General features: G+C 67.8%; 24 protein-coding genes. 15 read left to right on the top strand and 9 right to left on the bottom strand.

The genetic code is table 11. The annotated features are described in order from the left end of the window. The first annotated feature begins 63 nt into the window (after positions 1-63). From OHT76_RS13800 to OHT76_RS13825, 6 genes are all read left to right on the top strand, one after another. A complete protein-coding gene (locus tag OHT76_RS13800; RefSeq protein WP_328871107.1) occupies positions 64-1026 on the top strand; it encodes a hypothetical protein in 963 nt (320 codons plus the stop codon). Positions 1027-1116: 90 nt separating this feature from the next. Beyond that, the gene (chvE, locus tag OHT76_RS13805; RefSeq protein WP_328871108.1) at positions 1117-2226 is read left to right on the top strand and encodes a multiple monosaccharide ABC transporter substrate-binding protein; all 1110 of its coding nucleotides are present in this window, start codon (positions 1117-1119) and stop codon (positions 2224-2226) included. A 36-nt stretch (positions 2227-2262) separates the two neighbouring features. Next, entirely contained in the window at positions 2263-3813 is a 1551-nt protein-coding gene (gene mmsA / locus OHT76_RS13810; protein WP_328871109.1) for a multiple monosaccharide ABC transporter ATP-binding protein, read from the top strand. Continuing rightward, the gene (gene mmsB, locus OHT76_RS13815; RefSeq protein WP_328871110.1) at positions 3810-5054 is read left to right on the top strand and encodes a multiple monosaccharide ABC transporter permease; all 1245 of its coding nucleotides are present in this window, start codon (positions 3810-3812) and stop codon (positions 5052-5054) included. The genes mmsA and mmsB overlap by 4 nt, the downstream gene beginning before the upstream one ends. 55 nt (positions 5055-5109) lie before the next feature. Next, complete coding sequence (locus OHT76_RS13820; RefSeq protein WP_328871111.1) at positions 5110-6255, top strand: aldose epimerase family protein; 1146 nt, start codon at positions 5110-5112, stop codon at positions 6253-6255. A gap of 126 nt (positions 6256-6381) precedes the next feature. Then, a complete protein-coding gene (locus OHT76_RS13825) occupies positions 6382-7842 on the top strand; it encodes a pyridoxal phosphate-dependent aminotransferase (protein ID WP_328871112.1) in 1461 nt (486 codons plus the stop codon). Here the strand turns inward: OHT76_RS13825 and OHT76_RS13830 are convergent, their stop codons facing one another. Further along, entirely contained in the window at positions 7843-9276 is a 1434-nt protein-coding gene (locus OHT76_RS13830) for a family 43 glycosylhydrolase (protein WP_328871113.1), read from the bottom strand. Continuing rightward, the gene (locus OHT76_RS13835; RefSeq protein WP_328871114.1) at positions 9258-10226 is read right to left on the bottom strand and encodes an arabinan endo-1,5-alpha-L-arabinosidase; all 969 of its coding nucleotides are present in this window, start codon (positions 10224-10226) and stop codon (positions 9258-9260) included. The genes OHT76_RS13830 and OHT76_RS13835 overlap by 19 nt, the downstream gene beginning before the upstream one ends. A 260-nt stretch (positions 10227-10486) precedes the next feature. On the opposite strand from OHT76_RS13835, the gene OHT76_RS13840 reads away from it, so the two are divergent. The 3 genes from OHT76_RS13840 (at position 10487) to OHT76_RS13850 (ending at position 13439) form a co-directional block, all read left to right on the top strand. Continuing rightward, the gene (locus OHT76_RS13840) at positions 10487-12034 is read left to right on the top strand and encodes a substrate-binding domain-containing protein (RefSeq protein WP_328871115.1); all 1548 of its coding nucleotides are present in this window, start codon (positions 10487-10489) and stop codon (positions 12032-12034) included. Between the two features lie 109 nt (positions 12035-12143). Continuing rightward, positions 12144-12557 (top strand): hypothetical protein, encoded by a 414-nt coding sequence (locus tag OHT76_RS13845; protein WP_328871116.1) that lies wholly within the window; start codon positions 12144-12146, stop codon positions 12555-12557. A gap of 141 nt (positions 12558-12698) precedes the next feature. Continuing rightward, complete coding sequence (locus OHT76_RS13850; RefSeq protein WP_328871117.1) at positions 12699-13439, top strand: intradiol ring-cleavage dioxygenase; 741 nt, start codon at positions 12699-12701, stop codon at positions 13437-13439. A gap of 1 nt (position 13440) precedes the next feature. Here OHT76_RS13850 and OHT76_RS13855 read toward each other — a convergent pair whose 3' ends face one another. Beyond that, positions 13441-13908, bottom strand: coding sequence for an ATP-binding protein (locus OHT76_RS13855; protein ID WP_328871118.1), 468 nt, complete (start codon positions 13906-13908; stop codon positions 13441-13443). A 130-nt stretch (positions 13909-14038) separates the two neighbouring features. On the opposite strand from OHT76_RS13855, the gene OHT76_RS13860 reads away from it, so the two are divergent. Next, the gene (locus OHT76_RS13860; RefSeq protein WP_328871119.1) at positions 14039-14872 is read left to right on the top strand and encodes a helix-turn-helix domain-containing protein; all 834 of its coding nucleotides are present in this window, start codon (positions 14039-14041) and stop codon (positions 14870-14872) included. Next, positions 14869-15084: a DUF397 domain-containing protein gene (locus tag OHT76_RS13865; protein WP_328871120.1), complete on the top strand. Its 216-nt coding sequence runs from the start codon at positions 14869-14871 to the stop codon at positions 15082-15084. The genes OHT76_RS13860 and OHT76_RS13865 overlap by 4 nt, the downstream gene beginning before the upstream one ends. Here OHT76_RS13865 and OHT76_RS13870 read toward each other — a convergent pair. Genes OHT76_RS13870 through OHT76_RS13880 form a run of 3 tightly spaced genes read right to left on the bottom strand, consistent with a single transcriptional unit; the run spans position 15061 to position 18001 of the window. Next, positions 15061-15750 (bottom strand): response regulator transcription factor, encoded by a 690-nt coding sequence (locus OHT76_RS13870; RefSeq protein WP_328871121.1) that lies wholly within the window; start codon positions 15748-15750, stop codon positions 15061-15063. The two genes, OHT76_RS13865 and OHT76_RS13870, sit on opposite strands and share 24 nt — an antisense overlap. Continuing rightward, positions 15711-16832: a hypothetical protein gene (locus tag OHT76_RS13875; RefSeq protein ID WP_328871122.1), complete on the bottom strand. Its 1122-nt coding sequence runs from the start codon at positions 16830-16832 to the stop codon at positions 15711-15713. The genes OHT76_RS13870 and OHT76_RS13875 overlap by 40 nt, the downstream gene beginning before the upstream one ends. Then, entirely contained in the window at positions 16829-18001 is a 1173-nt protein-coding gene (locus OHT76_RS13880; protein ID WP_328871123.1) for a sensor histidine kinase, read from the bottom strand. Before OHT76_RS13880 ends, OHT76_RS13875 begins: the two co-directional genes overlap by 4 nt. A 184-nt stretch (positions 18002-18185) precedes the next feature. Between OHT76_RS13880 and OHT76_RS13885 the strand changes: the two genes are divergently transcribed. Both OHT76_RS13885 and OHT76_RS13890 read left to right on the top strand, forming a co-directional pair. Then, a complete protein-coding gene (locus OHT76_RS13885; RefSeq protein ID WP_328871124.1) occupies positions 18186-19055 on the top strand; it encodes an esterase/lipase family protein in 870 nt (289 codons plus the stop codon). Positions 19056-19194: 139 nt separating this feature from the next. Next, on the top strand, positions 19195-19332 hold the full coding sequence (locus tag OHT76_RS13890) for a DUF397 domain-containing protein (RefSeq protein WP_328871125.1): 138 nt from the start codon (positions 19195-19197) through the stop codon (positions 19330-19332). Here OHT76_RS13890 and OHT76_RS13895 read toward each other — a convergent pair. Next, complete coding sequence (locus OHT76_RS13895; RefSeq protein ID WP_328871126.1) at positions 19289-20494, bottom strand: sialidase family protein; 1206 nt, start codon at positions 20492-20494, stop codon at positions 19289-19291. The two genes, OHT76_RS13890 and OHT76_RS13895, sit on opposite strands and share 44 nt — an antisense overlap. A gap of 290 nt (positions 20495-20784) precedes the next feature. Between OHT76_RS13895 and OHT76_RS13900 the strand changes: the two genes are divergently transcribed. After that, a complete protein-coding gene (locus tag OHT76_RS13900; protein WP_328871127.1) occupies positions 20785-21162 on the top strand; it encodes an effector-associated constant component EACC1 in 378 nt (125 codons plus the stop codon). After that, positions 21159-23051, top strand: coding sequence for an esterase-like activity of phytase family protein (locus OHT76_RS13905; protein ID WP_328871128.1), 1893 nt, complete (start codon positions 21159-21161; stop codon positions 23049-23051). The genes OHT76_RS13900 and OHT76_RS13905 overlap by 4 nt, the downstream gene beginning before the upstream one ends. On the opposite strand, the gene OHT76_RS13910 is transcribed toward OHT76_RS13905, so the two are convergent. Continuing rightward, positions 23024-23926: a sulfite exporter TauE/SafE family protein gene (locus tag OHT76_RS13910; RefSeq protein ID WP_328871129.1), complete on the bottom strand. Its 903-nt coding sequence runs from the start codon at positions 23924-23926 to the stop codon at positions 23024-23026. The two genes, OHT76_RS13905 and OHT76_RS13910, sit on opposite strands and share 28 nt — an antisense overlap. Positions 23927-24026: 100 nt before the next feature. Further along, positions 24027-24485, bottom strand: coding sequence for an RrF2 family transcriptional regulator (locus tag OHT76_RS13915; RefSeq protein ID WP_328871130.1), 459 nt, complete (start codon positions 24483-24485; stop codon positions 24027-24029). Positions 24486-24494 lie beyond the last annotated feature (9 nt).

Here is a 24494-nt window from a genome sequence, read left to right on the forward strand (position 1 = left end):
TCCAAAGCCTTTCTTACCCAGAGCCGCGAACTTCGTCCGAAATATCGAACAGAAGGACAGCTTGTGACCGACGCTTCCGCAGCCCGTCGACCCGGTGAGCAGGTGCTCGCCGCCCTCGGCCTGGGCGCGCCCGACCTCTCCCCCGCCGACGCCTCGCCCCACACCTTCCCGGGCGGCGGCCGCTGGCGCACCGAGATCCCCTCGTGCGAGGGTCCCGAAGCGCTGGCCGTCGTCCTGAAGGAAGCCTCGCGCCTGGACGTGCCGATCCACCGGATCAGCCAGGGCAGCGGCATATGGATGCTCACCGACTCCGAGATCACCGAGATGGTCGAGGCCTCCGGTGAACGGGACATCGAGCTCTGCCTGTTCACCGGTCCGCGCGGGACCTGGGACATCGGCGGCTCCACCCGGACCGACTCGCGCGGCGCCGGTCTGCGCGCCCGCGGCCATGACGCCGTGGCCGGCTGTGTCGAAGACGCCGTCCGGGCAACGGAGTTGGGCGTCAAGTGCCTGCTCGTCGCCGACGAGGGCGTGCTGTGGACGCTGCACCGGGCACGGGCCGCCGGGATCATCCCGGCCGACACCACGCTCAAGGTGAGCGCGCTCATCGGCCCGGTGAACCCGGCCGCCTACGCGGTCTACGAGAACCTGGGCGCCGACTCGATCAATGTGCCCAGCGATCTGACGCTCGACCATCTCACCGAGATCCGGCGGGTCTCCGCCGCCCCCATGGACATGTACATCGAGGCCCCCGACGATCTGGGCGGCTATGTCCGGATGTACGAGGTCGCCGAGCTGATCCGGCGCGGCGCACCGCTCTATCTGAAGTTCGGTCTGTCGAAGGCCCCGGGGATCTACCCGTACGGCCACCACCTGCGGGAGGCCACGCTGGCCACCGCCAAGGAGCGCGTGCGGCGTGGCCGACTGGCCCTGGACCTGCTCGCCCGGCACGGAGCCGATGGCGACATGGCCCCGCTGGGCTCAAGGCTGCCCGGCGAACTCCGACGTTTCGAAACATATTCATAAAGGTTTCGACGCTGCCCCTTCACACAAGGCGACGTAGCCAAACAGAATCCCACACATCGCTTTCACGCTGAGACATCAAGGAAGATGACCATGCGCAATCGCAGAGCCGCACTCTCCGCCATAGCCACCGCCGCCACCCTCGCCCTCACCCTGACCGCCTGCGGCCAGGACAGCGAAGGCGGCAGCGAAGAGGGCAAGGGGAGCACCGAAGGCGCCACCATCGGTATCGCGATGCCGACCAAGTCCTCCGAGCGCTGGATCGCCGACGGCGCCAACGTGGAGAAGCACCTCAAGGACATGGGCTACAAGACCAGGCTGGTCTACGGCGAGGACGACCCCGACCAGCAGGTCTCGCAGATCGAGAACCTGATCACGCAGGGTGTCAAGGCGCTGATCGTCGCGGCCATCGACAACAAGTCGATGAACAACGTCCTGCAGCAGGCCAAGGACGCCGACATCCCGGTGATCTCCTACGACCGCCTGATCCTCGGCACCGAGAACGTCGACTACTACGCCTCCTTCGACAACGAGAAGGTCGGCGAGCTCCAGGCCACCTACATCGTCGAGAAGCTCGGCCTGAAGGACGGCTCGAAGAAGGGCCCGTTCAACGTCGAGCTGTTCGCCGGCTCCAACGACGACAACAACACCCGCTACTTCTTCCAGGGCGCGATGAACGTCCTCCAGCCCTACATCGACAAGAAGCAGCTCGTCGTCCAGTCCGGCCAGACCAACCTCACCCAGGTCACCACCCTGCGCTGGGACGGCGGCACCGCCCAGAAGCGCATGGACGACATCCTGACCTCGGCGTACAAGTCCGAGCGGGTCGACGCGGTGCTCTCGCCGTACGACGGCATCTCCATCGGCATCCTGTCGGCGCTGAAGTCGGACGACTACGGCTCCAAGTCCAAGCCGCTGCCGATCGTCACCGGCCAGGACGCCGAGGTCGCCTCGGTGAAGTCGATCATCGCCGATGAGCAGGCGATGACCGTGTACAAGGACACCCGCGAGCTCGCCAAGGTGGCCTCGAACATGGTCGACGCGGTGCTCAACGACAAGAAGCCCGAGGTCAACGACACCAAGACCTACGACAACGGCGCCAAGGTCGTCCCGTCGTACCTGCTGGTGCCGGTGAGCGTCGACAAGGCCAACTACAAGGCCACCGTCGTCGACTCCGGCTACATCAAGGAAAGCGACCTCTAAGCAACCGCCGCACCCTAGGGATTGGAAGGCAAGACCATGGCGGGACCCGTCCTGGAAATGCGCTCGATCGTCAAGACCTTTCCCGGCGTCAAGGCGCTGTCGGACGTCACACTGACCGTCCAGCAGGGCGAGGTCCACGCCATCTGCGGAGAGAACGGCGCCGGCAAGTCGACCCTGATGAAGGTCCTCTCCGGCGTCCACCCGCACGGAACCTACGAGGGGGAGATCCTCTTCGAGGGGGAGGTCTGCGAGTTCAAGGACATCAGGGCCAGTGAGCATCACGGCATCGTGATCATTCACCAGGAGCTGGCCCTGATCCCCTACCTCTCCATCGCGGAGAACATCTTCCTCGGCAACGAACACGCCAAGCGCGGGATCATCAGCTGGACCGAGACGCTGCGGCACGCCACCGAGCTGCTGCGCCGGGTCGGTCTGAGCGATCACCCCGACACCCGCGTCGCTGACATCGGTGTCGGCAAGCAGCAGCTGGTGGAGATCGCGAAGGCGCTGTCGAAGAAGGTGAAGCTGCTCATCCTCGATGAGCCGACGGCCGCGCTGAACGACGAGGACAGCGGCAAGCTCCTCGATCTCATCCTGGAGTTGAAGAAGCAGGGCATCACCTCGATCATCATCAGCCATAAGCTGAACGAGATCCGCAAGGTCGCCGACTCGGTGACGATCCTGCGCGACGGCCGGACCATCGAGACGCTCGATGTGAAGGCCGCGGAGACCACCGAGGACCGGATCATCAGCGGGATGGTCGGCCGCGACCTGGAACACCGCTTCCCCGACCGGACTCCGCACGAGCCCGAGGAGGGCTCGGCGCCCGCGCTGGAGATCCGCAACTGGACCGTGCACCACCCGATCGACCAGCAGCGCAAGGTCGTCGACGATGTGTCGATCCAGGTGCGGCGCGGCGAGATCGTCGGCGTCGCGGGCCTGATGGGCGCCGGCCGCACCGAGCTCGCGATGAGCGTCTTCGGGCGCACCTACGGCCGGTACGCGGACGGCACGGTCCTCAAGGACGGCACGGAGATCCGTACGAAGACCGTCCCCGAGGCGGTCAAGCACGGCATCGCGTATGTCACCGAGGACCGCAAGCACTACGGCCTCAACCTCATCGACACCATCAACCGCAATATCTCGCTCAGCGCGCTGGGCAAGGTCGCCAAGCGGGGCGTGGTCGACGAGCACGAGGAGCGGCAGGTCGCCGAGGGCTTCCGCAAGTCCATGAACATCAAGGCGCCCACCGTCTTCGAACCGGTGGGCAAGCTGTCCGGCGGCAACCAGCAGAAGGTCGTCCTCAGCAAATGGATCTTCGCGGGTCCCGATGTGCTGATCCTGGACGAGCCGACGCGCGGTATCGACGTCGGCGCCAAGTACGAGATCTACACGGTCATCGACCAGCTGGCCGCCCAGGGCAAGGCGGTCGTCTTCATCTCCTCCGAGCTGCCGGAGCTGCTCGGCATGTGTGACCGCATCTACACGATGGCCGCGGGGCGGCTGACCGGTGAGTTCTCGAGAGAAGAGGCCTCGCAGGAATCGCTGATGCGTCAGATGACTAAGGACAAAGAGGTATCCCGATGAGCACGGATGTGACCGCCAAGACCCCGGCCCCCGCGCCGCCGGGCAAGAGCGGAGGGGCCGCGAGTGACGGCCTGCTCCAGCTGGTGATGGACGGCCTGCGCCGCAATATGCGGCAGTACGGCATGCTGATCGCCCTCGGTCTGATCGTGGTGCTGTTCGCCGTGTGGACCGACGGCGACCTGCTGCTGCCGCGCAACGTCTCCAACCTGGTCCTCCAGAACAGCTACATCCTGATCCTCGCGATCGGCATGATGCTCGTCATCATCGCGGGCCATATCGACCTGTCGGTCGGCTCGTTGACGGCGTTCGTGGGCTCCATAGCCGCCGTGTTCATGGTCAAGAACGACATACCCTGGGCCCTGGCCGTGGTGCTGTGTCTGGCCGTCGGCGCCGCCGCGGGAGCCGCGCAGGGCTACTTCATCGCGTATCTCGGGATCCCATCGTTCATCGTGACCCTCGCGGGCATGCTGGTCTTCCGCGGTCTGACGGAGATCTACCTGGAGGGCCAGACGCTCGGCCCGTTCCCGGAGGGGCTCCAGAAGGTCGCCAACGGCTTCCTGCCCGAGGTCGGCCCGGACACCAACTACCACAACCTGACGCTGTTGCTGGGCTTCGGCCTGATCGCGTTCGTGGTGCTCCAGGAGGTCCGTGACCGCAGGCGCCAGCAGGAGTTCTCGCTGGAGGTTCCGCCGATGAACCTCTTCCTGCTGAAGCTGGTCGCGATCTCCGCCGCCATCCTCACCATCACGATGCTCCTGGCCAGCTACAAGGGCACCCCGTACGTCCTGCTGATCCTCGGTGCGCTGCTCGTCGGCTTCGGCTACGTCATGCGCAACGCGATCATCGGCCGCCACATCTACGCGATCGGCGGCAACCTCCCGGCGGCCAAGCTGTCGGGTGTGCGGGACAAGAAGGTCACCTTCCTGGTCTTCCTGAACATGGGCATGCTCGCGGCCCTGGCGGGTCTGGTCTTCGCCGCCCGCTTCAACGCGGCCTCGCCCAAGGCCGGCCTCAACTTCGAACTTGAGGCCATCGCGGCCGCGTACATCGGCGGCGCGTCGATGAGCGGCGGTGTCGGCACCGTGCTCGGCGCGGTCATCGGCGGTCTGGTCCTGGGTGTGCTGAACAACGGTATGAACCTCGTCGGAATCGGCACGGACTGGCAGCAGGTCATCAAGGGCCTGGTACTGCTGGCGGCGGTCGGGTTCGACGTGTGGAGCAAGCGCAAGGTCGGTTCGTAAGTCAGCTCGGGCCCCGCCTCAAGGCGGGGCCCGCTTCCTTTTGCAGGAGCCGCACATGGAACTGAGCAGACGTACCGTCATCGCCGGGGCAGCCGCCGCCGGTGTGACCGCCGCAGTGAGCGGCACCGCACACGCCACGGGAGGGCAGAAGCCGGTGAAGTCGCTCTTCGGCAAGCTCGCCGACGGCACGAAGATCTACAGCTGGTCCCTGGAGAACGGAGGGACCCGGCTGAAGGTCCTCTCCTACGGCGGCATAGTCCAGTCCCTGGAGATCCCCGACCGGCGCGGTCGCTACACCAATGTCTCGCTGGGCTTCGACAACATCGAGGACTACGTCTCCTCCAGCCCCTACTTCGGCGCCCTGATCGGCCGGTACGGCAACCGCATCGGCAAGGGCAAGTTCACCCTGGACGGCAAGGCCTACCAGCTGTCCGTCAACGACGGTGAGAACAGCCTGCACGGCGGGTCCAAGGGCTTCGACAAGGTCGTCTGGGACATCGAGCCGTTCACCAAGGGCTCCGACGTCGGCCTGTACCTCTACTACACGTCCGTCGACGGCGAGATGGGCTACCCCGGCACGCTGAAGACGAAGGTGACGTACACCCTCACCCGCTCCGGCGACTGGCGCATCGACTACGAGGCCACCACCGACAAGGCCACCGTCGTCAACCTCACCAGCCACGTCTACTGGAACCTGGCCGGCGAGTCCAGCGGCACCATCTACGACCACGAGCTGTCCATCGCCGCCTCCCGCTACACGCCGGTCGACTCGGGGCTGATCCCCACGGGCGAGCTGGCGAAGGTGGCCGGCACCCCCTTCGACTTCCGCCGCACCAAGACCGTCGGCGAGGACATCCGGGTCGCGCACCAGCAGCTGCTGTACGGCAAGGGCATCGACCACAACTGGGCCCTCGACAAGGGCAGCACGTCGAAGCCGGAGCACGTCGCCACCCTGCGCGACCCCTCCTCCGGCCGCACCCTGAAGATCGCCACGACCGAGCCGGGCCTGCAGTTCTACTCGGGCAACTTCCTCGACGGCACCCTCGTCGGCACCGGCGGCTCGATCTACCGCCAGGGCGACGCCCTGTGCCTGGAGACGCAGCACTTCCCGGACTCGCCGAACCAGCCGTCGTTCCCGTCCACCACGCTGCGACCCGGTCAGACGTACCGGACGACGACGGTGCACACGTTCAGCGCCTGAGGCAAACTCATAGCCTGTTCACAACTTCCCAACGAATTCACAGAGGTTGAACAGCGCCACACAGGCATCCGTATCTAAGGGCGGCCCGTGCTCCCCCGCACGGGCCACCCACAGACGGAGGTTGCCTTGGCTGAGAACGTCACCTCGCTGTTCCGCAGCACGGCGGCGCACAGCCCCTCGATGGCGTCGCTGACCCGTGAAGGCGGTGACGGGGTCGGGCCGATCGATTTCTGCATCCCCTGCAACCCGTACTTCCCCACGCCCGCCATGTTCGACGACATGGCGGGCCGGTTGCGCGACATCATCACGTACTACCCCAGCAGCGCCGACACGATCACGGCCGAGCTGTGCAACCTCCTCCAACTCCCCCCGCAGGCCGTCGCGATGGGCAACGGCTCGACCGAGCTGATCACCTGGATCGACCATCTGCTGGTCCGCGAGTCCCTCGCCATCCCCGTCCCCACCTTCGGCCGCTGGACCGACCAGCCCATGGAGACCGGCAAGCGGGTCGACATGTTTCCGCTCCAGGAGTCCAGCGGCTTCGCCCTCGATCTCGCGCAGTACGCCGAGTTCATCCGGGCCCGCGGCACCCGCGCCGCAGTGATCTGCAATCCGAACAACCCCGACGGCGGCTTTCTGCACCGGCACGCGATCGTTCAGTTCATGGACGCCATGGCCGATCTGGATCTCGTCATCATCGACGAGTCGTTCCTGGAGTTCGCCGACGCGGAGGTGGAGCCGTCGGTCGTGCAGGAGGCGATGCTGCGGCCGAACGTCATCGTGCTGCGCAGCCTCGGCAAGAACTTCGGTCTGCACGGCATACGGTTCGGCTATCTGGTCGCCAACCCGGCGCTGGCGGGCCGGGTCCGCTCCATGCTCCCCAAGTGGAACCTCAACGCCTTCGCCGAGCACGTGGTGTTCATGCTGAAGTACCACGGTCAGGAGTACGCGGAGAGCCTGCACCAGGTGCGGCGGGACCGGCTCGACATGGCGAGCCAGCTCGCCGCGCTGCCGGGGCTGACCGTGTACCCCTCCCAGGGCAACTTCCTCTTCGTACGGCTTCCCGTGGGGGCCGAAGGCACCGTCGTCCGGGACCGGTTGCTCACCGAGCACCGGATCCTGGTCCGTGAGTGCGGCAACAAGATCGGTTCGTCCAGCCGCTTCCTGAGACTCGTGGTGCGCCCCCAGGTGGACGTGCGTCGCCTGGTGTCCGGCCTGGAACAGGTGCTCTACGGGACCAGGAGGGGAGCGGCCGCCGTGCCCGAGCTGGCTACAGGGACCAGTTACAGCTCGGGTACGGCGGCCGTGGATCGGTTGGTCGGGTCTACAAATGGGGCCGGCATTCCGATGCCGGCGCCTATGCCCACTCCGGCGCCCATGCCGGCCCCGGCCCCGGCGCCGGCGCCCATGCCGATGCCCATGCCCATGCCTGCGGCGGCGTCCGCTGGGCCTACGCCGCCTGGGGTTCCGGCCCGTGGAGGGCTTACGGCGGCGCAGGTCCGCGGGACGACGGGGCCGGGGTTGTCGCCTGCGCCTGCTACCGGGTGGCCCAACGCCGGGTGGCCCAACGCCGCAGGCATGGGGTGATTACGCCGGGTTCAGGCGCCACTGTTGGCACGTGTTGTTCAGCCACGTCCACTGGCGTACGTCCGCCCCGTCCGCCGTCGAGCAGTTGGCGACGTCCGCTACCTTGCCCGTTGCCTGGTTGACGATCCTTACGTAGCCGTCCGTTGTCGCCACGAAGCGGAAGCGCTGGCAGGTGTTGTTCAGCCAGGACCACTGGCGTAGGTCCGCGCCGTCGGCGGAGGAGCAGTTCTCGGTGTCGAGGACCTTGCCCGTGGCCACGTTGACCAGGCGGTGGGTGTCGTCGCCCAAGTCCTCCAGGCGCCAGCGTTGGTTGGTGCCTCCGCTGCATGTCCACTGTTGGACATTGGCACCATCAGCCGTCGAACCACCCGCCACGTCAAGGCACTTGCCGCTGTTGCGGTTGGTGAGGGTGTACGTCGTGGAAGCCGACGACGGTTCACCGGAGGGGCCCGCGAGACTGCTGCCCAGTCCCACCGGCGTGCCAAGGTTCGGCGAGCCGTCCGCGTTCCATGTGAACTTCTGCGCCCTTGTCGTACGGCCGTTGTCACAGCCCTCCGACGCGGAGTCGTTGGCGTGGTAGACGATCCAGTCCTCCGTGCCGTCCGGTGAGGTGAAGAACCCGTTGTGGCCGGGGCCGTAGACGCCGGCGGAGTCGTTGCGCTGGAAGACGGGTGTGGACTTCTTCGTCCAGGACGCGGACGACAGGGGGTCCGAGCCCGTCAGTTTCAGCTGACCGAGCTTGTAGTCCGGCGTCCAGCAACCGCTCGCCGAGTAGATCAGGTACGTCTGGCCGTTGCGCTGGAGTATCTCCGGGCCCTCGTTCACCGTGCCGCCCGACCTCTCCCAGTCGTATGTCGGCGTAGAGATCGTGGAGAAGCCCGTGGCCAGGGTGTACGGGTTCGACATGCGCGCGGCCACGAGGTTCTGTGTGCCGCCGCTCGCGCTGCCGAAGAGGTACAGCTGGCCGTTGATCGTGCCGACCGTCGGGTCCAGCATCCAGGCGGAGTTCAGCTGGTTGCGGTAGGTGTACGGGCCCATGGGGTCGGAGCCCGCGCTCTCCAGGACGTGGGTGCGCTGCGTCGGGATGTAGTCGGAGACGTTCTGGCCCGCGACGTAGTAGAGGTACCAGCGGCCGTTCAGGTAGTGCAGCTCCGGCGCCCAGATGTTGCAGCAACGCGAGGCCGCGTCGCCCTGCCACACCTGCACGCTGGGCGCGGTGGCGAGACCGGCGAGGGTGCTGGACTTGCGGATGGTGATCCGGTCGGTCCAACTCGTCGTCACCATGTAGTAGTTGCCGCTGTGGTACGAGATCCACGGGTCGGCGCCCTTGACCGACTTCACGGGGTTGCTGAACGAGGCGGCACTGGCGGAGGACTGTCCCAGGGCGAGCAGGAAGACCAGCGCGGCCAGCAGGGTCAGTACGCGACGGGCCATCCGCTGCTCCAGTTCAGGAGGTTGATGCCGAGCTTGGGCGTGCCGTTGTCGTTGCCGTCGTAGTAGTGGTAGACGATCAGGTCACCGTCGACGTCGTTCATGATCGACTGCCCGCCGGGGCCGATGATGCTGCCGTGCGACTCCAGCACGGGCGTCCCGCCGTTGTTCATCATCGAGACGCCGTTCTTGTCGTAGTACGGCCCGGTGACGCTGCTGGCGCGGCCCACCTTCACCTTGTACGTCGAGCTCGCGCCCGCGCAGCAGGTGTCGTACGAGGCGAAGAGGTAGTAGTAGCCGTTTCGCTTGACGATGTACGGCGCCTCCACCGCCTTGGTTCCGGTCGGGCGGGAGGCCAGGGAGTAGCGGGTGGTGTTGGTGGAGAGCTGTTTCCCGGTGGACGGGTTGATCTGGATCATCTTGAGCCCGGTCCACCAACTGCCGAAGGACAGCCACCACTTGCCGTCGTCGTCGACGAAGAGGTTCGGGTCGATGGCGTTGTAGTCGCTGGCGGAGCTGGAGGTGTAGACGGTGCCGTAGTCCGTCCAGCTGCCGGGCAGGCCCGTGGTGGAACCGGCGAGCCCGATCGCCGAGGTGTTCGAGCCGAACTTCGAGACGGAGTAGTACATCAGGTACTTGCCGCCGTGGTACGAGATGTCCGGCGCCCAGGCCTCCGGCACGGAGGAGTACGACGACCACCAGCTCGGGCGGGAGGAGAAGGCGTCGGCGCCCGCGCTGAAGGCGATGCGGTTGCTGGAGGCCTTGTTGGCTATGCCGCCGCCGGTGGCGTACAGCAGGTACTGGCCCGACGAGGTGCGGATCATCGTCGGGTCGTGGACGACGGTGGAGCCTGTGACCGTGCCGGGGTTGGGATAGGCCAAGGCACTGGACGGGATGAGGGCCAGCAGCGCGGCGGCGGGGAGGGCGAGCAGAGCGGTTCTGGTGCGGCTCACGCGAACGCTCCTGTTCTGGGGGTCTTGGGGAAGTGGCCATGTTCTGCATGTCGAACAACGATCGTCACTTCGGACGGACGGACCGTAGAATCGAACCCCTTGCGCGTCAATGGTTCGCGCAGCAACTAACGGAAACCCCGGGTGTCCCAGATGACCCACGGGTGAATTGGATCGGTAGGAACACGGAATCCTCCGCCCCCTCTGACCTGCTCCGGTCACCATGGCCTCCCCATCCACCCTTGTTCTGGCGGGAGTTGGCCGTGAACGACTTTCCCTGGGAGCTCGCCACCGCCGTGCTCGGTCTGGCGATCCCCGTCGGCGCGGCCCTCTGGGAGTTTGTGTTCGTCGGCCGCAAACGGCTCGGCTACCGCGTACAGATGGACACCACGGCACGGGACACCGCCAGGCTGCCGGACGACATCGTCGGGGTGCTCGGGCGCATGGAGCGGCACGGCACGCCCTTGCGCGACCCGTCCGTCGTGCTGCTGCGCATCGAGAACATCGGCTGGACCCCGATCGTCCCCAGCGACTACGTGTCCCCGAACTCGGTCGGCATCCAGGTCGCCTTCCCCGGCCGCGAGGTCGTCGGCATGGTCGTGACCGAGTTCGAGCCGGAGGAACTGCACACATTCTTCGAACCGCCCGGCGACGGCCTCGACACCGTGGACGGCATCAAACTGCCCAAGGTGACACTCAACCGCGGGGCCCACTACAAGGTGCTGACGGTTCTGCAGCGCGAAGCGGGCTATACGGAGGCCGCGTTTCCCGACCCGCAGGTGGTCGCGGGCGTCGTGGGCGGGGTCGGGCAGGGGTCGATCAAGCAGACGAAGTACTACCAGTTCGCGTCGAGACCGGTCCAGGTGCTGCTCGTCGCCCTGGTCCTGGTGACCCTCGCCCAGTCGCTGTTCACCTTCACCCGGGACGAGGCGGAAGCCGCCCCGCTGGACTGCGCCGAGGGAACGCTGACGCTCTCCGGGTCCACGGCGTTCGCGCCGGTACTGAAGGAGGCGGCCGGGCAGTACACGAAGACCTGCACCGAGGCGGTGATCGACATCGGGGACGACACGTTCAAGGGGAGCGTCGCGGGCCTCGACGCGCTGGCGGCGGCGGGCGAGAAGACCGAGCTGAAGGGCGGCCAGGGACTGGGCGACCGACTGGCGTTCAGCGACGGCCCGAAGAGCGACGGACGCCCGCAGCTCCTGCCGCGCCCGGTGGCCCTGTCCCTGTTCACGCTGGTCGTGCACAAGGACGCCGGCGTACGGGACCTGTCCCTGGAGCAGGTGCGGGACATCTACGCCGGGCGGATCACCAACTGGAGCCAGGCGAAGGGGAATGACGTACCGATCCACCTGGTCAGCCGTAACCCCGGCTCGGGGACGAGGACGACGCTGGAGCGCCAGGTCCTGGGCAACAGGACCATTCCGGCCGTGACATCGAGCGACTGCGCGGGCATGCCGGAGGAACGCGCGGGGCGCTGCGAGGTGGGCGAAACGGAAACCCTGCTCAATACGGTGGCGACCACGCCCGGAGCGCTCGGGCACAGTGAGGTGGGCGCGGCGTCGGCGCGGGACGACCTGTTGCAGGTACGGATCGACGGCTATCCGGCGACTCTGGAAGGCGCCGACGAGGGCGCGTATCCGTACTGGCAGACCGAGTTCGCCTACACCTACGGCGAGCCGCCCGCCGACTCGGTGGCTGCCGGCTTCCTGCGTTATCTCGCCGACGAGGTCGGCAAGGACGTGCTGCGCCACCACGGGCACCGGCCGTGCGCGGAGTTGGACAAGCCGCTGCTGTGCCGACCGAGCTGACGAACTCTTGTACGAAGATCACGTGTCGTGCATAGTTTCGCCTTAAAGCAGGGGGGTTCACCTGGATGTGGGTGAGACACCTCCCTGTGTTCAGGTGCCAAGGAGAAACATGCCCAAGCTCAAGAGCCTGGCCGTCACCGCTGTCGCGGCCACGGCGCTCACCGTGATGACGGCCACCTCGGCCCAGGCCACCACGTACTCGAACGCCTCCAGCGACAGCTGCGGCGCCGTGTACTTCATCGACAACGGCGACACCTTCAAGATGCTCGACGTCTGCACGGACGGCAAGGGCGTGCGCCTCCAGTACACGAACCCGACCACGGGCACCCCGTCGACCAGCCACACGAAGCTGAGCGTGGACTACACGGGCGGCTACACCGGGTGGGACCTGAACAACGCCTACGTCTACGACACCGACATGAACGAGGCGGCCTGCTTCTACTTCCGCGTCGGCCACGTCGACAACGGCGCGTACGTCAGCGGCTCTTACGGCGGCTGGGACCTGGCCTGCGCGGCCAACTGAGACAGCTCCTCGCCGGGCGGGTTTGGGGACCCGCCCGGCTTGCCTCGCCACGAGAACCATGACCGGCAACGAACTTGACGTGCCGTCACTTTGCCGAACTGACAGCTCGTCGACAGCCTGTCTCCCTACGGTGCCGTGTCCATGACAGACACCCCCGTTGGACGGCGCACCGTCCTCATCGCCAGCGGTGCCGCCGCTGCCACGTTCGCCGTGGCCGCCGCAGCGCCGGAGACTTCCGTACGCACCGAGCCCGTCGCCGCGGCGGCCGTGTGCACGCTCACGAAGGAGATGACCGAAGGTCCCTACTACCTCGACGGACAGCTCGTCCGGTCGAACATCGCCGAGGACAAGACCGGCATCCCCCTGAAGCTCGCCCTCACCGTCGTCGACGACGACACCTGCGCGCCCCTGAGCAACGCCCTCGTGGAGCTGTGGCACGCCGACGCGCTCGGCGAGTACTCCGGCTTCGTCGGCAACAACGGCCACGACGAGCCCGACAACGGCACCTTCCTGCGCGGCGGGATACTCACGAACTCGAGCGGCATCGCCAACATCACCACCGTCTATCCCGGTTGGTACCGCGGCCGCTGCATCCACATCCACATCAAGGTGCACACGGACGTCACCCTCACCTCCGACGGCTCGTTCACCGGCGGCCAGGAACTCCACACCGGCCAGCTCTTCTTCGACGAGGCGATCACCACCCGGGTCGCCGCGCTCTCGCCGTACTCGACCAACACGGTCCCTCGCACCACCCTCGCCCAGGACTCCATCTACGACGAAGGAGGCGCCGCGTCCGGCCTCCTGACCCTGACCGCCCTGGGCAGTACGACCTCCGCCGGATACGCCGGCCGCCTCACCCTCGGGGTCGAGCGGGGCTGACTCAACGGCGCCACAGAGCCAGCCACTTCGGTACGTCGACCTCCGCGCGGACGGTCTTGCCGGGAGGCTCCCGCTCCAGCACCTCCCAACGATCGGCGAACGCCTGGACGAGAACGAGTCCGCGGCCGTACTCGTCGAGAGGGTGCGGGGGCCTTACGGCGGTGGGCTCGGGTGGACGCCGTTCGGCGCAGGTGTCACTGACCTCGACGCGGACACTCCCTGCGACGAGAGACAGCCGTAGCTCGAAGTCCCGCCCGGGAACACGGGCGTGGGTCACGGCATTGGTAGCCAACTCGGCGACGATCGCGGCAACGGCGTCCGACACGTCGTTGCCGTGCGGGATGCCCCAGACATGCAGCTGGCTCTGGGCGAGGTGGCGGGCGAGGCGGGCGCCGCGCGGGGTGGCGGTGAGCCGCTGGGTGAACACACTTACGGTAACCGGGGGGTGGGGGGTGCGCGGTGCGGTCATGCGCTCAATCTGTCGTCCGCGCGGGGTACTTCACCAGGTCGGCGGCGCGTACGCTGCGGGAGCGTACGCGGTTACGGGGTGGACAGTACGCGTGACTGGCCGTGACCATGTGCGCGGGAGGTGACCGACTGTGGTCGATGCAGCGGTGGGTGGCGGTGAGCCGGAGTCGTCGGACAGCCTGCGGACGTTCGGGGCGGTGGTGCAGGCCCTTCGGGAGCATGCCGGGTTGAGCCGGGAGGAGTTCGGGGAGCGGGTGGGGCTCTCCAAACACACGGTGGCCTCGATCGAGCAGGGACGACGCATGCCGGATCCGAGGTTCGGCGAGCGGGCGGAGGGGGTGCTGGGGAATACGGGTGCCCTGAGGAAGGCGGAGCGGCATTTGGCTCGGCAGCCGGGGTTGGCGGTTTGGTTTCGGCGGTGGGCGCAGTTGGAGGCCACCGCCATCACGCTCTATACGTACGAATGCCGGTTGATTCCGGGGCTGTTGCAGACGGAGGCGTACGCGCGGACGCTGTTCACGAACCAGCTTCCGCCAATGAGCGACGAACAGGTCGAGGCGCTGTGGATCGCACGAGCCGAGCGGCAACGACTGCTACGGGAACGGCCGAACACGGCGTTCGCCTTCATCCTGGAGGAGCACTTGTTCCGGCGGCGGACCGGCGGTGTGGAGGTCACCAGGGAGCTCATCGATCACGTACTGGAAATCGCCCAGCTGCGGAACGTAGAGATCCAGATCATGCCGACAGAGCAGGACACCCACGCGGGACTGGACGGTCCCATGCAGCTGCTGGAAACGCCGGAGAACAAGTGGTTCGCCTACTGCGAGGGGCAGGAAAGTGGCCAGTTCATCGCTGACGCGAAGGTGGTCAGCATGCTCCAGATGCGGTATGCCAGGATGCGCTCACAGGCTCTCACTCTCAAAGACTCCACGAGCCTGTTGCAGCGGATGCGAGGAGACCTATGAGCACCGGCGAACTGGCCTGGTTCAAGAGCAGCTACAGCAGCGGTGGTTCGGGTGACTGCGTAGAGATCGCCACCCGCCCCCACACCATCCACGTCCGCGACTCAAAGAACACCCAAGGCCCCCAGCTCACCCTCTCCCCCACCACCTGGTCCGCCTTCCTCACCTACGCAGGGTCCACTTCGGGGCCGTCAGCCCCCGCCGGCCGCGGCTGACTCGTAGCCTGTGATGTCGTCGGGCTTCACCAGGCCGTCCTCGATCGCGCGGGCCAGCATGTCCGCCTTTGTCGGTGCGTTTCGGCCGACCTGCGCGTACTTGACTCTCGCTCGGCGGATGTACACGTCCACGGTGTGGACCGATACACCCATGCGCCGGGCGACCGAGGCTTTCGACATGGACTGGAACCACCACAGCAGCGCGGTGCGTTCCTGTGAGGACAGCTGGGGCCTGTTCGCGCCGCGATCACCTGCCAGGACACCCGCGGCCGTCGGTGTGAGGTACGGCCTGTCTCCCGCCGCCGCCAGCACCGTGTTCACCAGGTGCGCCCGTCCCTCGTTCTTCGCGACGAACTCGCACGCTCCCACCTCCAGCGATTCCAGCACCACTCGCTGCTCGGTGAACTGAGAGAAGGCGATGACCCGCTGGCCCGCCGCTGCCAGTGCGGCGACAGTGTCGATGGCGATCCTGCCGTGCAGGTTCAGATCGAGGATGAGGACATCAGCGACGCCGGGCGGCACATCGGCGGTTTCGCCTGTGTACACCACCGAGATGCGCGGCTCCTCGGACAGCCAGGTCTGAATGCCTTCGATGACGACCGGGTGATCGTCGGTGATGGCAACGGTCAGCGAGCCGGTCGCACCGGATATCGGGTCTCCCACCACAGCTGGTCCCCCTCCTGGTCGTACAGGAAGGACACGGCAAGCGGGCCCGGCGGTTCCACGACCGTCTCCGGCGGGGCGTCGGCCACCACACTCACCGCGACCTCCTCCGGCGTCGCCAGCAGGGTGACCCGCGCCTCGGTGGCTGCGGCGGCCAGGACGAGCAGGGCCCCTTCCGCCAGTTCCCGGCGGACGGATGTCGACAGCTCGGGCAGGTCTCCGTAGCTCAGCAGGGTGACGCGTACGCCGCGCCGCTCGGCGATGTAGGCACAGGACCGAAGCTCGTGCAGGAGCGGGTGCGGGGTGTCGTCCGTCTCCGCGAACAGCCTCCGCAGGCGTGCCGCCTCCACGGCGGCGCGTTGGCGTACGACGGCGTCCCCCGGGTCCAGTCGGCGTTCCGTCAGACCACGCAGCAGCGGTTCCACTCTGCCGCGCAGATGCTCGTACCGGCGCCGGCGCTCGGCGTGCACGGCCTCGTCGGCGGTGGCACGGGCGAGGTGCTCCGCGTGTGCCGCGGCGGCCTCGGTGGCTTCCCTGGCACCGCTGTTGAGCTGCCGGGCCAGGTACGCGAACGTCAGCTGGATACCGGCGGTGGTGTAGCTCGCGGCCAGCAGACGGGAGACGGTGACCTGGTCGAGCGCGCCGTCGGCGGCCAGGAAGCCCACCGTGACAGCCGTGTTCGCGACCAGCAGGGTGATCAGCTCCCACAGCGGGCGCTGCATCAGAAGCAACACGCCGAACCAACCCACGGCGTTCCACGCCCAGCTCACGTCACCGATCGCCCCACCCGGCGGGTACGTGGCGGTGGCGACGACACCGGCGACCAGTGCTGCCCCCGCAAGCAGCCGCGCGGTACGTGCACTGAGCAGGGAGCGCAGCAGCAGGACGGAACCGGCCGTCTGGATGACCACTAGGGCCAGCCAGGCGCCCGCGGCGGCGACCTGCGGCTCGTACATCGGCCAGCCCCTGAGCACCAGCAGGGTGTCCAGACCCAGATGCCAGATGCCGACGATCGCCACCACCCCGATGTTGACGGCCGTGGCGAAGCGGGTGGCGACCACGCCTTCGACGGCGCCGGCGCTCATGGTTCCCACCTCAGCACGATCCGGGTTCCGGCTCCGGCGGACGAAACCACTCGGGCGCTGCCGCCCACAGCACGCATCCGGCCGTGGATCGACTCCCGCAGGCCGCGTCGGTGGAGGGGAACAGCCGCCGGGTCGAACCCGGCTCCGCTGTCGCGGACTTCGACGGTGGCGCCCTGCCCGACGGGTCGGACCGAGACCCGGGCGGCGCGGGTGTCCCCGTGCAGGGCCACATTGGCCAGGGCCTCGGCGACCCCCTGCGAGAAGGCGGTCACGACCTCGTGGGGGAGGTCCAGCGGCGGCACGTCGAACTCGATGTCCAGTGGTGGAAGGCCGACGCGGCGCGTCAGTACGGCGGTGCGCAGCGCGACATCCAGCGGTGCGGGGTCGTGCGCCACATCGCGTGCCACGCCGGGGTGTGCCCGCAGGGCTTCGATGACGGCCAGGTCGGCCCCGGCCCGTTCCGGCAGCGCGGCGGAGTCACGCGTGATGCTGCCGGTCCCCACCATGGTGAGCGTGGCGAGCACGGTGTCGTGCAGCAGCCGCTGCTGGTCCAGCTCATCAGTGCGGGCAGCGGACCGGGCCCGCTCGGACGCACGCGCTGACGCCTCCTCGGACAGTGCGAGATCCGCCCTGCGCGCTCCATGTCGCAGCAGGACCGCGACAGCGGCGGCGAGCAGCCCCTGGGGTACCAGGACGACGGAGGCCTCTCGTACCCCGGTGCCCATCGCGTGGGCCGCCGCGATGGCGAGCGCTGCGGCCATCGCCCAGGGCTGCCGCAGCGCGAACTGTGCGATGAAGACACCGGTGCCGGCGACCATGTCGATCCATCCGGAGCCCGCTGACGCTTCCAGGACCTCGGCCGGGACGAGCCTGCCGTGCGCCAGACAGAGCACCACAACGACGGCGGTGTCACCGACGCAGAGCCAGGGATGCGGTCCCGGCCTGAACATCACCACGGTGAACAGGCAGCTCCACACCAGCAGTCCGACGACAGCGACGGCCACCCAGACGGAACGTGCGGGCGGTGCGAAGCCGACCACAGCGACCAGGGCCGCTCCGAAAGCACTGCTCGCCCTCAGGACCGCGGACAGGCGTGCGGACTTGCGCTGAAGCTGGTGTTGGGCGGGCTCCTGCGTCGACAAAGTGACGGATTCGACCGTAATCCCCATGGTGTCTCCCCCCGTTACCCCCGCGCTGTCACGCGATCACGTGACATGCCCATCGCGGTTCCCCCCGCCTAGTCTTCAGGACCGGGACGCCCGGGGAGGGATCTTGGGGGTCATTCGACGAGGGGGTAGGGCCATGCGAAGAGCCCGAAGTTCAACCACACTGTTCCTCAGCGCACTTCTCGCCATGGCGATCGCATTCGTGGCGGCTGCCCCGGCAAACGCCGCGCCGAGCCGGTCGGACGGCCGCAGCAAGGTGATCTTTGTGCACGGATTCGATCCCAGCGGCGCGGCGGCGATCAACTGCCGGGAGGAGTGGGCGAGCGCGATCGCTTACTTCAAGTCGCGCGGGTATGCGGACAACCAGCTGATCACGTACAGCTACTACAAGAATAAGTCGGGATCAAACGGCTGCACCACCCGGTTCAAGGACGCAAACGGCGATTACGGTACACGTGAAACGAGCCTCACGACGATAGCCAGGCACTTCGCCAACCGCGTCTACAACGCCTACTCCAGCTCGCCGTACGGCGGCCAGAAGGTCGACGTGGTCGCCCATTCCATGGGCGGCCTCGTGGTCCGCGCCGCGCTATACCACGTCAAGAAGGGCAGCCCTGGCTTCCCGCCGTACCTCTATATCGAGGACGTTGTCACACTCGGCACTCCTCACAATGGGGCGAGCATGGGTCAGCTCACCCTGTGCGGCGCGTTCATGGGGACTCCGCGGCAGTGCAATCAAATGGCTCCGGGCAGCGACTTCCTCGACGACCTTCCCCAGACTCCCAGCAAGTCGGCCATGGGAACGGACTGGACGGCGGTCTCGTCTTACGATGACACGACGGTCTCTGAGAGTTCCGGAACTTGGATCAACGCGCAGCACAAGCTCCAGTACAACGACAGCGGAGACAAGGCGATCAGTCACACCGCCCTGAAGAGCCACAAGAACTTCACGTATCGCGGCCGAGTCAAGCACAGTGGTTCGTGGTCGGGCTATGCCCAGAGGGTAGCGCCAGTTGTGAGGGCGTATCAGGCCGTCTACTACAAATCCACACAGTGACGTTGTCGCCGCCACTTCGGTGACGGAACCCCCCGCCCGGACGCCACCCTGTGGAATCCGGGCGGGGGCGGCCCGTGGTGCCGTGAGGCGGTGACGCGTCAGCTACAGCAGCGGCGGCTCCGGCGATGACTGCGTAGAAGTGGCCCTCGCCCCTTCCACCATCCGCATCCGCGACTCCAAGAACACCCAAGGCCCCCCAGCTCACCCTCTCCCCACCACCTGGTCCGCCTTCCTCACCTACGCAGGGTCCTCAACGGAACTCGCCGGAACTCAATAGTTTCGTACGCCGTCCGAACGCCCGTTTCGTACAGGATCCCCACGCTCTCGGCATCGGTCTGCACGAGGTCCGAGTACCCGGCCTTCCGCGTGGACAAGGTCAGCGCCTTGGCGAAGGACCGTCCCCCGTCCGCACTGCTCCACAAGGCCATCGCGGCACGGTCGGTCGGTACGGAGGGCCCGGAGAACAACAATTCCCCTCTATCCCCGGTCAGTTGCAGCACGCTGCCCTCGACCACGGGTACATCGTTCAGCGAACTCTGCTCCGCATAGCCTCGGTCCAGACTGGCGCCCCCATCACTGGAGTAGGCGTCCAGGCGGTTCCCGGGGCTCGCCCCCTTCTGGTTCCGGGCGTTGAAATAGAGCCGCCCGTCGGGAAGTTGGGCCGCGGTCGACTCGTTGGCGTTGTGTACACCCTCATACGAATCCTCGACGAACCCGAGGTGCCAGGACCTCCCCCCGTCGTCGCTGTAGATCGTGTGCGCCCCGAAGTACTTGGGCTCCTGACCGGTGTCCGGCGACCCCGGTGGCGGCGCCGAAGAGTGGTTGGCCGGGACGATCAGCCGCCCCGCGTGGTCACCCCACGTCAGGGCGACGGCATGGCCAGGTCCTGTGGCGTACCAGCGCCAGTCCGGCTTCTTCACCGCCGACGTGATCTCCCGCGGCGCGGAGAAGGAGCGCCCGCCGTCCTCGCTCGTCTGCACGAAGACCCGTCGGCCTTCCTCGCCGGCCTCACCGCGCAGAATCCGCGCCTCGGTGACGTCACCGCTGTGGTACGAGGTGACCAGCACGACGTTCCCGGTCCGGGGATCAACAACCGGCGCCGGATTGCCCCGGGTATCCCCCTCACCCTCCGCAACAACTCGCAGCCGCCCCCAAGTGCATCCGCCGTCCTGCGACCGCCTGAGCACGACGTCGATGTCGCCGTGGTCCTCCTTGCCACCGGCCCGGCCTTCGGCGAAGGCGAGCAAGGTCCCGGCACGAGTCCGGACGACGGCGGGTATGCGGTAACTGGCATAGCCTCCCGCACCCGAGACATACGGCACCGAGGAGCCGCATCTTCGTCCCGGCTCGGCATCCGCGCTGTCGGCCTGATCCGCCCAGGGTTGGACGAAGACGACCAGCGCGGCGATGCAGATCGCGACAGAACCGAGTACGGCCACACGACGGCTCGGTAAGGGACGGCTCATTACTCTCCAGGTCGGCGGGACAGGCCAACTGAACCTAGAGGTATCGATGTGACGCGGCGGCGCCCTTGAGATGGACGGGACATGAATGCCGCCCAGGCCACACAAGTCCCGCTCGCTGCACGGAGGTTGGACGGGATCTTCGTGCACAGGCGCACCGGACGACCGTATGCTTGTTCCAGGGGTCAACCTCCTGTGTCAGGCGGAGAGTTGATCACTTCCACGATCCAGTGCGGCCCTACCCGGCAGGGGGCGAAGGAAGGGCAATGGACGTCCAGCTCAGACTGTCCGACGATCCCGACGGCGGCGAACTCAAGCAGCTCTACGACTGGTTGATCGAGGAGCGGGAATCCGGACTCGACGCGGAGATCGGCCTGCGTACCGGGGTCTCGTCCGGCGGGGACTCCACCATGGGGGACCCGCTCGACATCATTCAGCTCGTTCTCGAGTCCCTCTTCCAGCTCACCTCCCTCGGTTTCATCATCATCGAGTTCCGGCGGGCGCGGCGGCCCCGTTCCCATGTGATCGTCGAGCGGGACGGGCGTCGCGCCACCCTGCGGCCCGATGCGACGCCCGAGGAGGTCGAGGCCTTCCTGCGGGACCTGGGTGACATGGACAGCGGTCCGCCGGACGGCACCCGGTGACCGAGGCGCTGCCCGACCCCGGCGCCTCCGCCGCCGTACTCATAGGTGTCGCCTCGTACAAGACCATGCCGAAGCTGCCCACCGTGGCGCGCAACCTCACCCGGCTGAAGGAGGCGCTGACCGATCGGGCGATCTGGGGGCTGCCCCCGGACAAGTGCGTCGTCGTGCTCGATCCGAAGTCCGCCGACGATCTGATCGACCCGGTCGTCCAGGCGGCCCGGTCCGCTCGGGACACGCTCATCGTCTACTACGCCGGGCACGGCTTCGTCGATCCGCTGCGCGCCCTGCGGCTCACCATGATCGGGTCGGCGGAGGAGCTGCCGTACAAGGCGATGCTGTACAGCGAGCTGCGCGAGGCGCTGCGCCAGCTCAACCGGGCCCAGCGCCAGGTCATCATCCTGGACTGCTGCTACAGCGGACGCGCCCTCGGCGACATGGACGCCCAGACGCGCACCCCACTCAAGACGGTCGCGGACGTCAAGGGAATCAAGGGCAGCTATCTGCTGACCTCCGCCGCCTCCAACGTCCGCGCGCTGGCGCCCCGTGGCGAGGAGTGCACGGCGTTCACGGGCGAGTTCGTACGCGTCCTGCGCGAGGGGATCCCGGGCCGGGACGGCCAGCCGACGCGGCCCTTCCTGACCCTGGACGCCATCTACCGCGAGGTCCGCGGCTCCCTGGACCAGCGCGGCCGCCCCACGCCCCGCCAGCAGGACAACAACCAGGTCGGCCAGCTCCCTTTCGTCCGCAACCTCGCCCACCCGCTGCCGCCCGACCGGTTCCTGCCCCCTCCGCCACGGCCCCGCTGGAAGCGCCGCACCGCCTTCGTCCTGGCCGCCCTCGCCCCCGTCGCCACGCTCGCCGCCGACACCGGCAACCTCCCCTCCGACGTCTGCTCCCCGCATGCCTCCCTGATCGGCTTCTCCGACCGTCTGGACAAGGTCACCTTCCAGGGCCGGCGCGTCTCCGGACTGTCCTCGCTCGCGGTCTCCGGCAGCAGCGCGCTCTCGCTCGCCGACAACTCCTCCCCGGTGCTCTTCCGGCTGGAGCTGGGCGAGCCGGGCAAGCCTCCCGAGCCCCGGATCACGGGCATGACGCGCCTGCTGCGCGGCAACGGCCGCCCGTACAGCGAGCAGGGCTTCGACGGCGAGGCGCTCGCCGTGGAGGAGGGCGGCCGGACGGTCCTCGTGGCCTCCGAGTACACCCCCTCGATCGGCCGCTACAGCCTCACCACCGGCGAGCTGCTGGACGAACTGCCGGTCCCGGAGGTCTTCCGCTCCGATGTGCCGGGCGGCGACGCCCAGCGCGGTGCCATCTTCGAGTCCCTGGCCCTCTCCCCCGACGGCCGGCGGCTCTACGTCGGTCTGGAGGACCCCCTCGGCCGCGACGGCACCTGGCGCGGCGGCAACCGCATCCGCATCCTGCGCTACTCGGGCGAGCCGGGCGGCGAGTACCGCGTCGACGGGCAGATCGCCTACGAGACCGACTCCGGCCTGCGCCTCGCGGACCTCGCCCCCCTCGGCGACGGCGACCGGTTCCTCGCCCTGGAACGCGGCTACACCGAGGGCCAGGGCAACAGCATCCGCGTCTACGAGGTGTCGCTGGCCGGGCTGAAGGACGTATCCGACGTGCCGTCCCTGGGGAAGGCACCCGCCTCCGCGTTCGTGGTCAAGCGCGAACTGGTCGACATGGGCGACTGCCCACCCTCCGGCGCCCGCGCGAAGCAGCCCCAGGTCAACCCGCTGCTGGACAACGCCGAGGGAATGGCACTGGGCGACCCACTGACCGAGGGTCCACACGCCGGGCGGCGAGCGCTGTACCTGGTCACCGACGACAACGAGAACCCCGTACAGATCACCCGCTTCTACACACTCGCGGTCGACGTCTCCTGAGCCGCCGGCAGCTGTTCTTCACGGTAGGCGCGGATCGAGTACGCCAGGGCCGCGGCCCAGACGGCGAACAGGACAACGTAAATGAAAGTGGTCAGCCCCGCAGGCGCCGCGATCCAGTCGCTCTTCAGCAGCGTGCGGACGTTGGTGACGATGATGACGCCGCCGACCGCCGAGCCGAGGATCCGCGGTGGGAGCAGGCGGACCAGCCAGGCGGCGATCGGGGCCGCGATCAGGCCGCCGATCAGGAACGCGGCCACCCATACGAAGTCGAGGCCCTGGGAGCCCAGGGACAGCAGGAAGCCCGCGCTGGCGGCGACGGCGACCAGGAACTCGCTGGTGTCGATCGAGCCGATCACCTTGCGCGGTTCCATCCGTCCGCTGGCCAGCAGCGCGGGCGTGCCGACCGGACCCCAGCCGCCTCCGCCGGTCGCGTCCAGGAACCCGGCGACCAGACCGAGCGGGGACAGGAACCGTTTGCGCAACGGCTTGCCGAGCTGCCCCTTGGGCAGTCCGCGGAAGGTGAAGCGGGACATGACGTAGAGGCCGAGGCCCAGCAGGATCAGGGACATCACCGGCTCGGCGAGCTCGGTCGAGAGCCGGGAGAGAACGGTGGCGCCGAGGAAGGACCCGACCGCCCCGGGTACGCCGATCTTTGCGACGACCTTCCAGTCCACGTTCCCGAACCGCCAGTGCGCGGCGCCCGACATCAGGGTGGTGCCGATCTCGGCGAGATGGACGGTGGCCGAGGCGGCGGCCGGATTGGTGCCCATGGCCAGCAGCAGCGTGGTCGAGGTGACGCCGTAGGCCATGCCGAGGCTGCCGTCCACGAGTTGGGCGCCCAGGCCCGCGAGGGCGAGCAGTATCAGCGTGCGCATGGGTCGTAACCGTCCTATCCCTGGGTTTCCTACCGGGTGAGTAGGAATGGACGGGACGGGACGCTAGGGGATCAAGCTGAGTGCGAGCTGAGAAAAGGCTCTAAGGGTTTTCCCAGGCGGCGGGTTCCGCGGCCAGCAGCTGTACGGACTCGGGCAGCGCGCCGCCCGCGATGTCCGCGATGGTGACGCCCTCGAGGATCCGGCGGACATTGGCGCGCAGCGCGATCCACAGCGGGAGCAGCGGCTCGGCCGAACCGGCGTAGGAGAGCCCGGTCGGGCGGACGCCGCGCACGGAGACGATGGGGCCGTCGACGGCCCGGATCACATCGGCGACCGTGATCGCCGAGGCGTCCCGGGCCAGCCGGTAGCCGCCGTTGCCGCCGCGCCGGCTGTCGACCAGACCGGCGCGGCGGAGGTCGCCGAGGATGCCCTCCAGGAACTTGTGCGGAATGTCCTGCACGGTGGCGATGGCCTCCGCCTTCACCGGGTCGCCGTCGTGATGCACGGCGAGCTCCAATACCGCTCGTACCGCGTAGTCCGCCCGTGCCGAGATCCTCATACGACCATT

The sequence above is a fragment of the Streptomyces sp. NBC_00287 genome, from assembly GCF_036173105.1.
Taxonomy (GTDB): Bacteria; Actinomycetota; Actinomycetes; order Streptomycetales; family Streptomycetaceae; genus Streptomyces.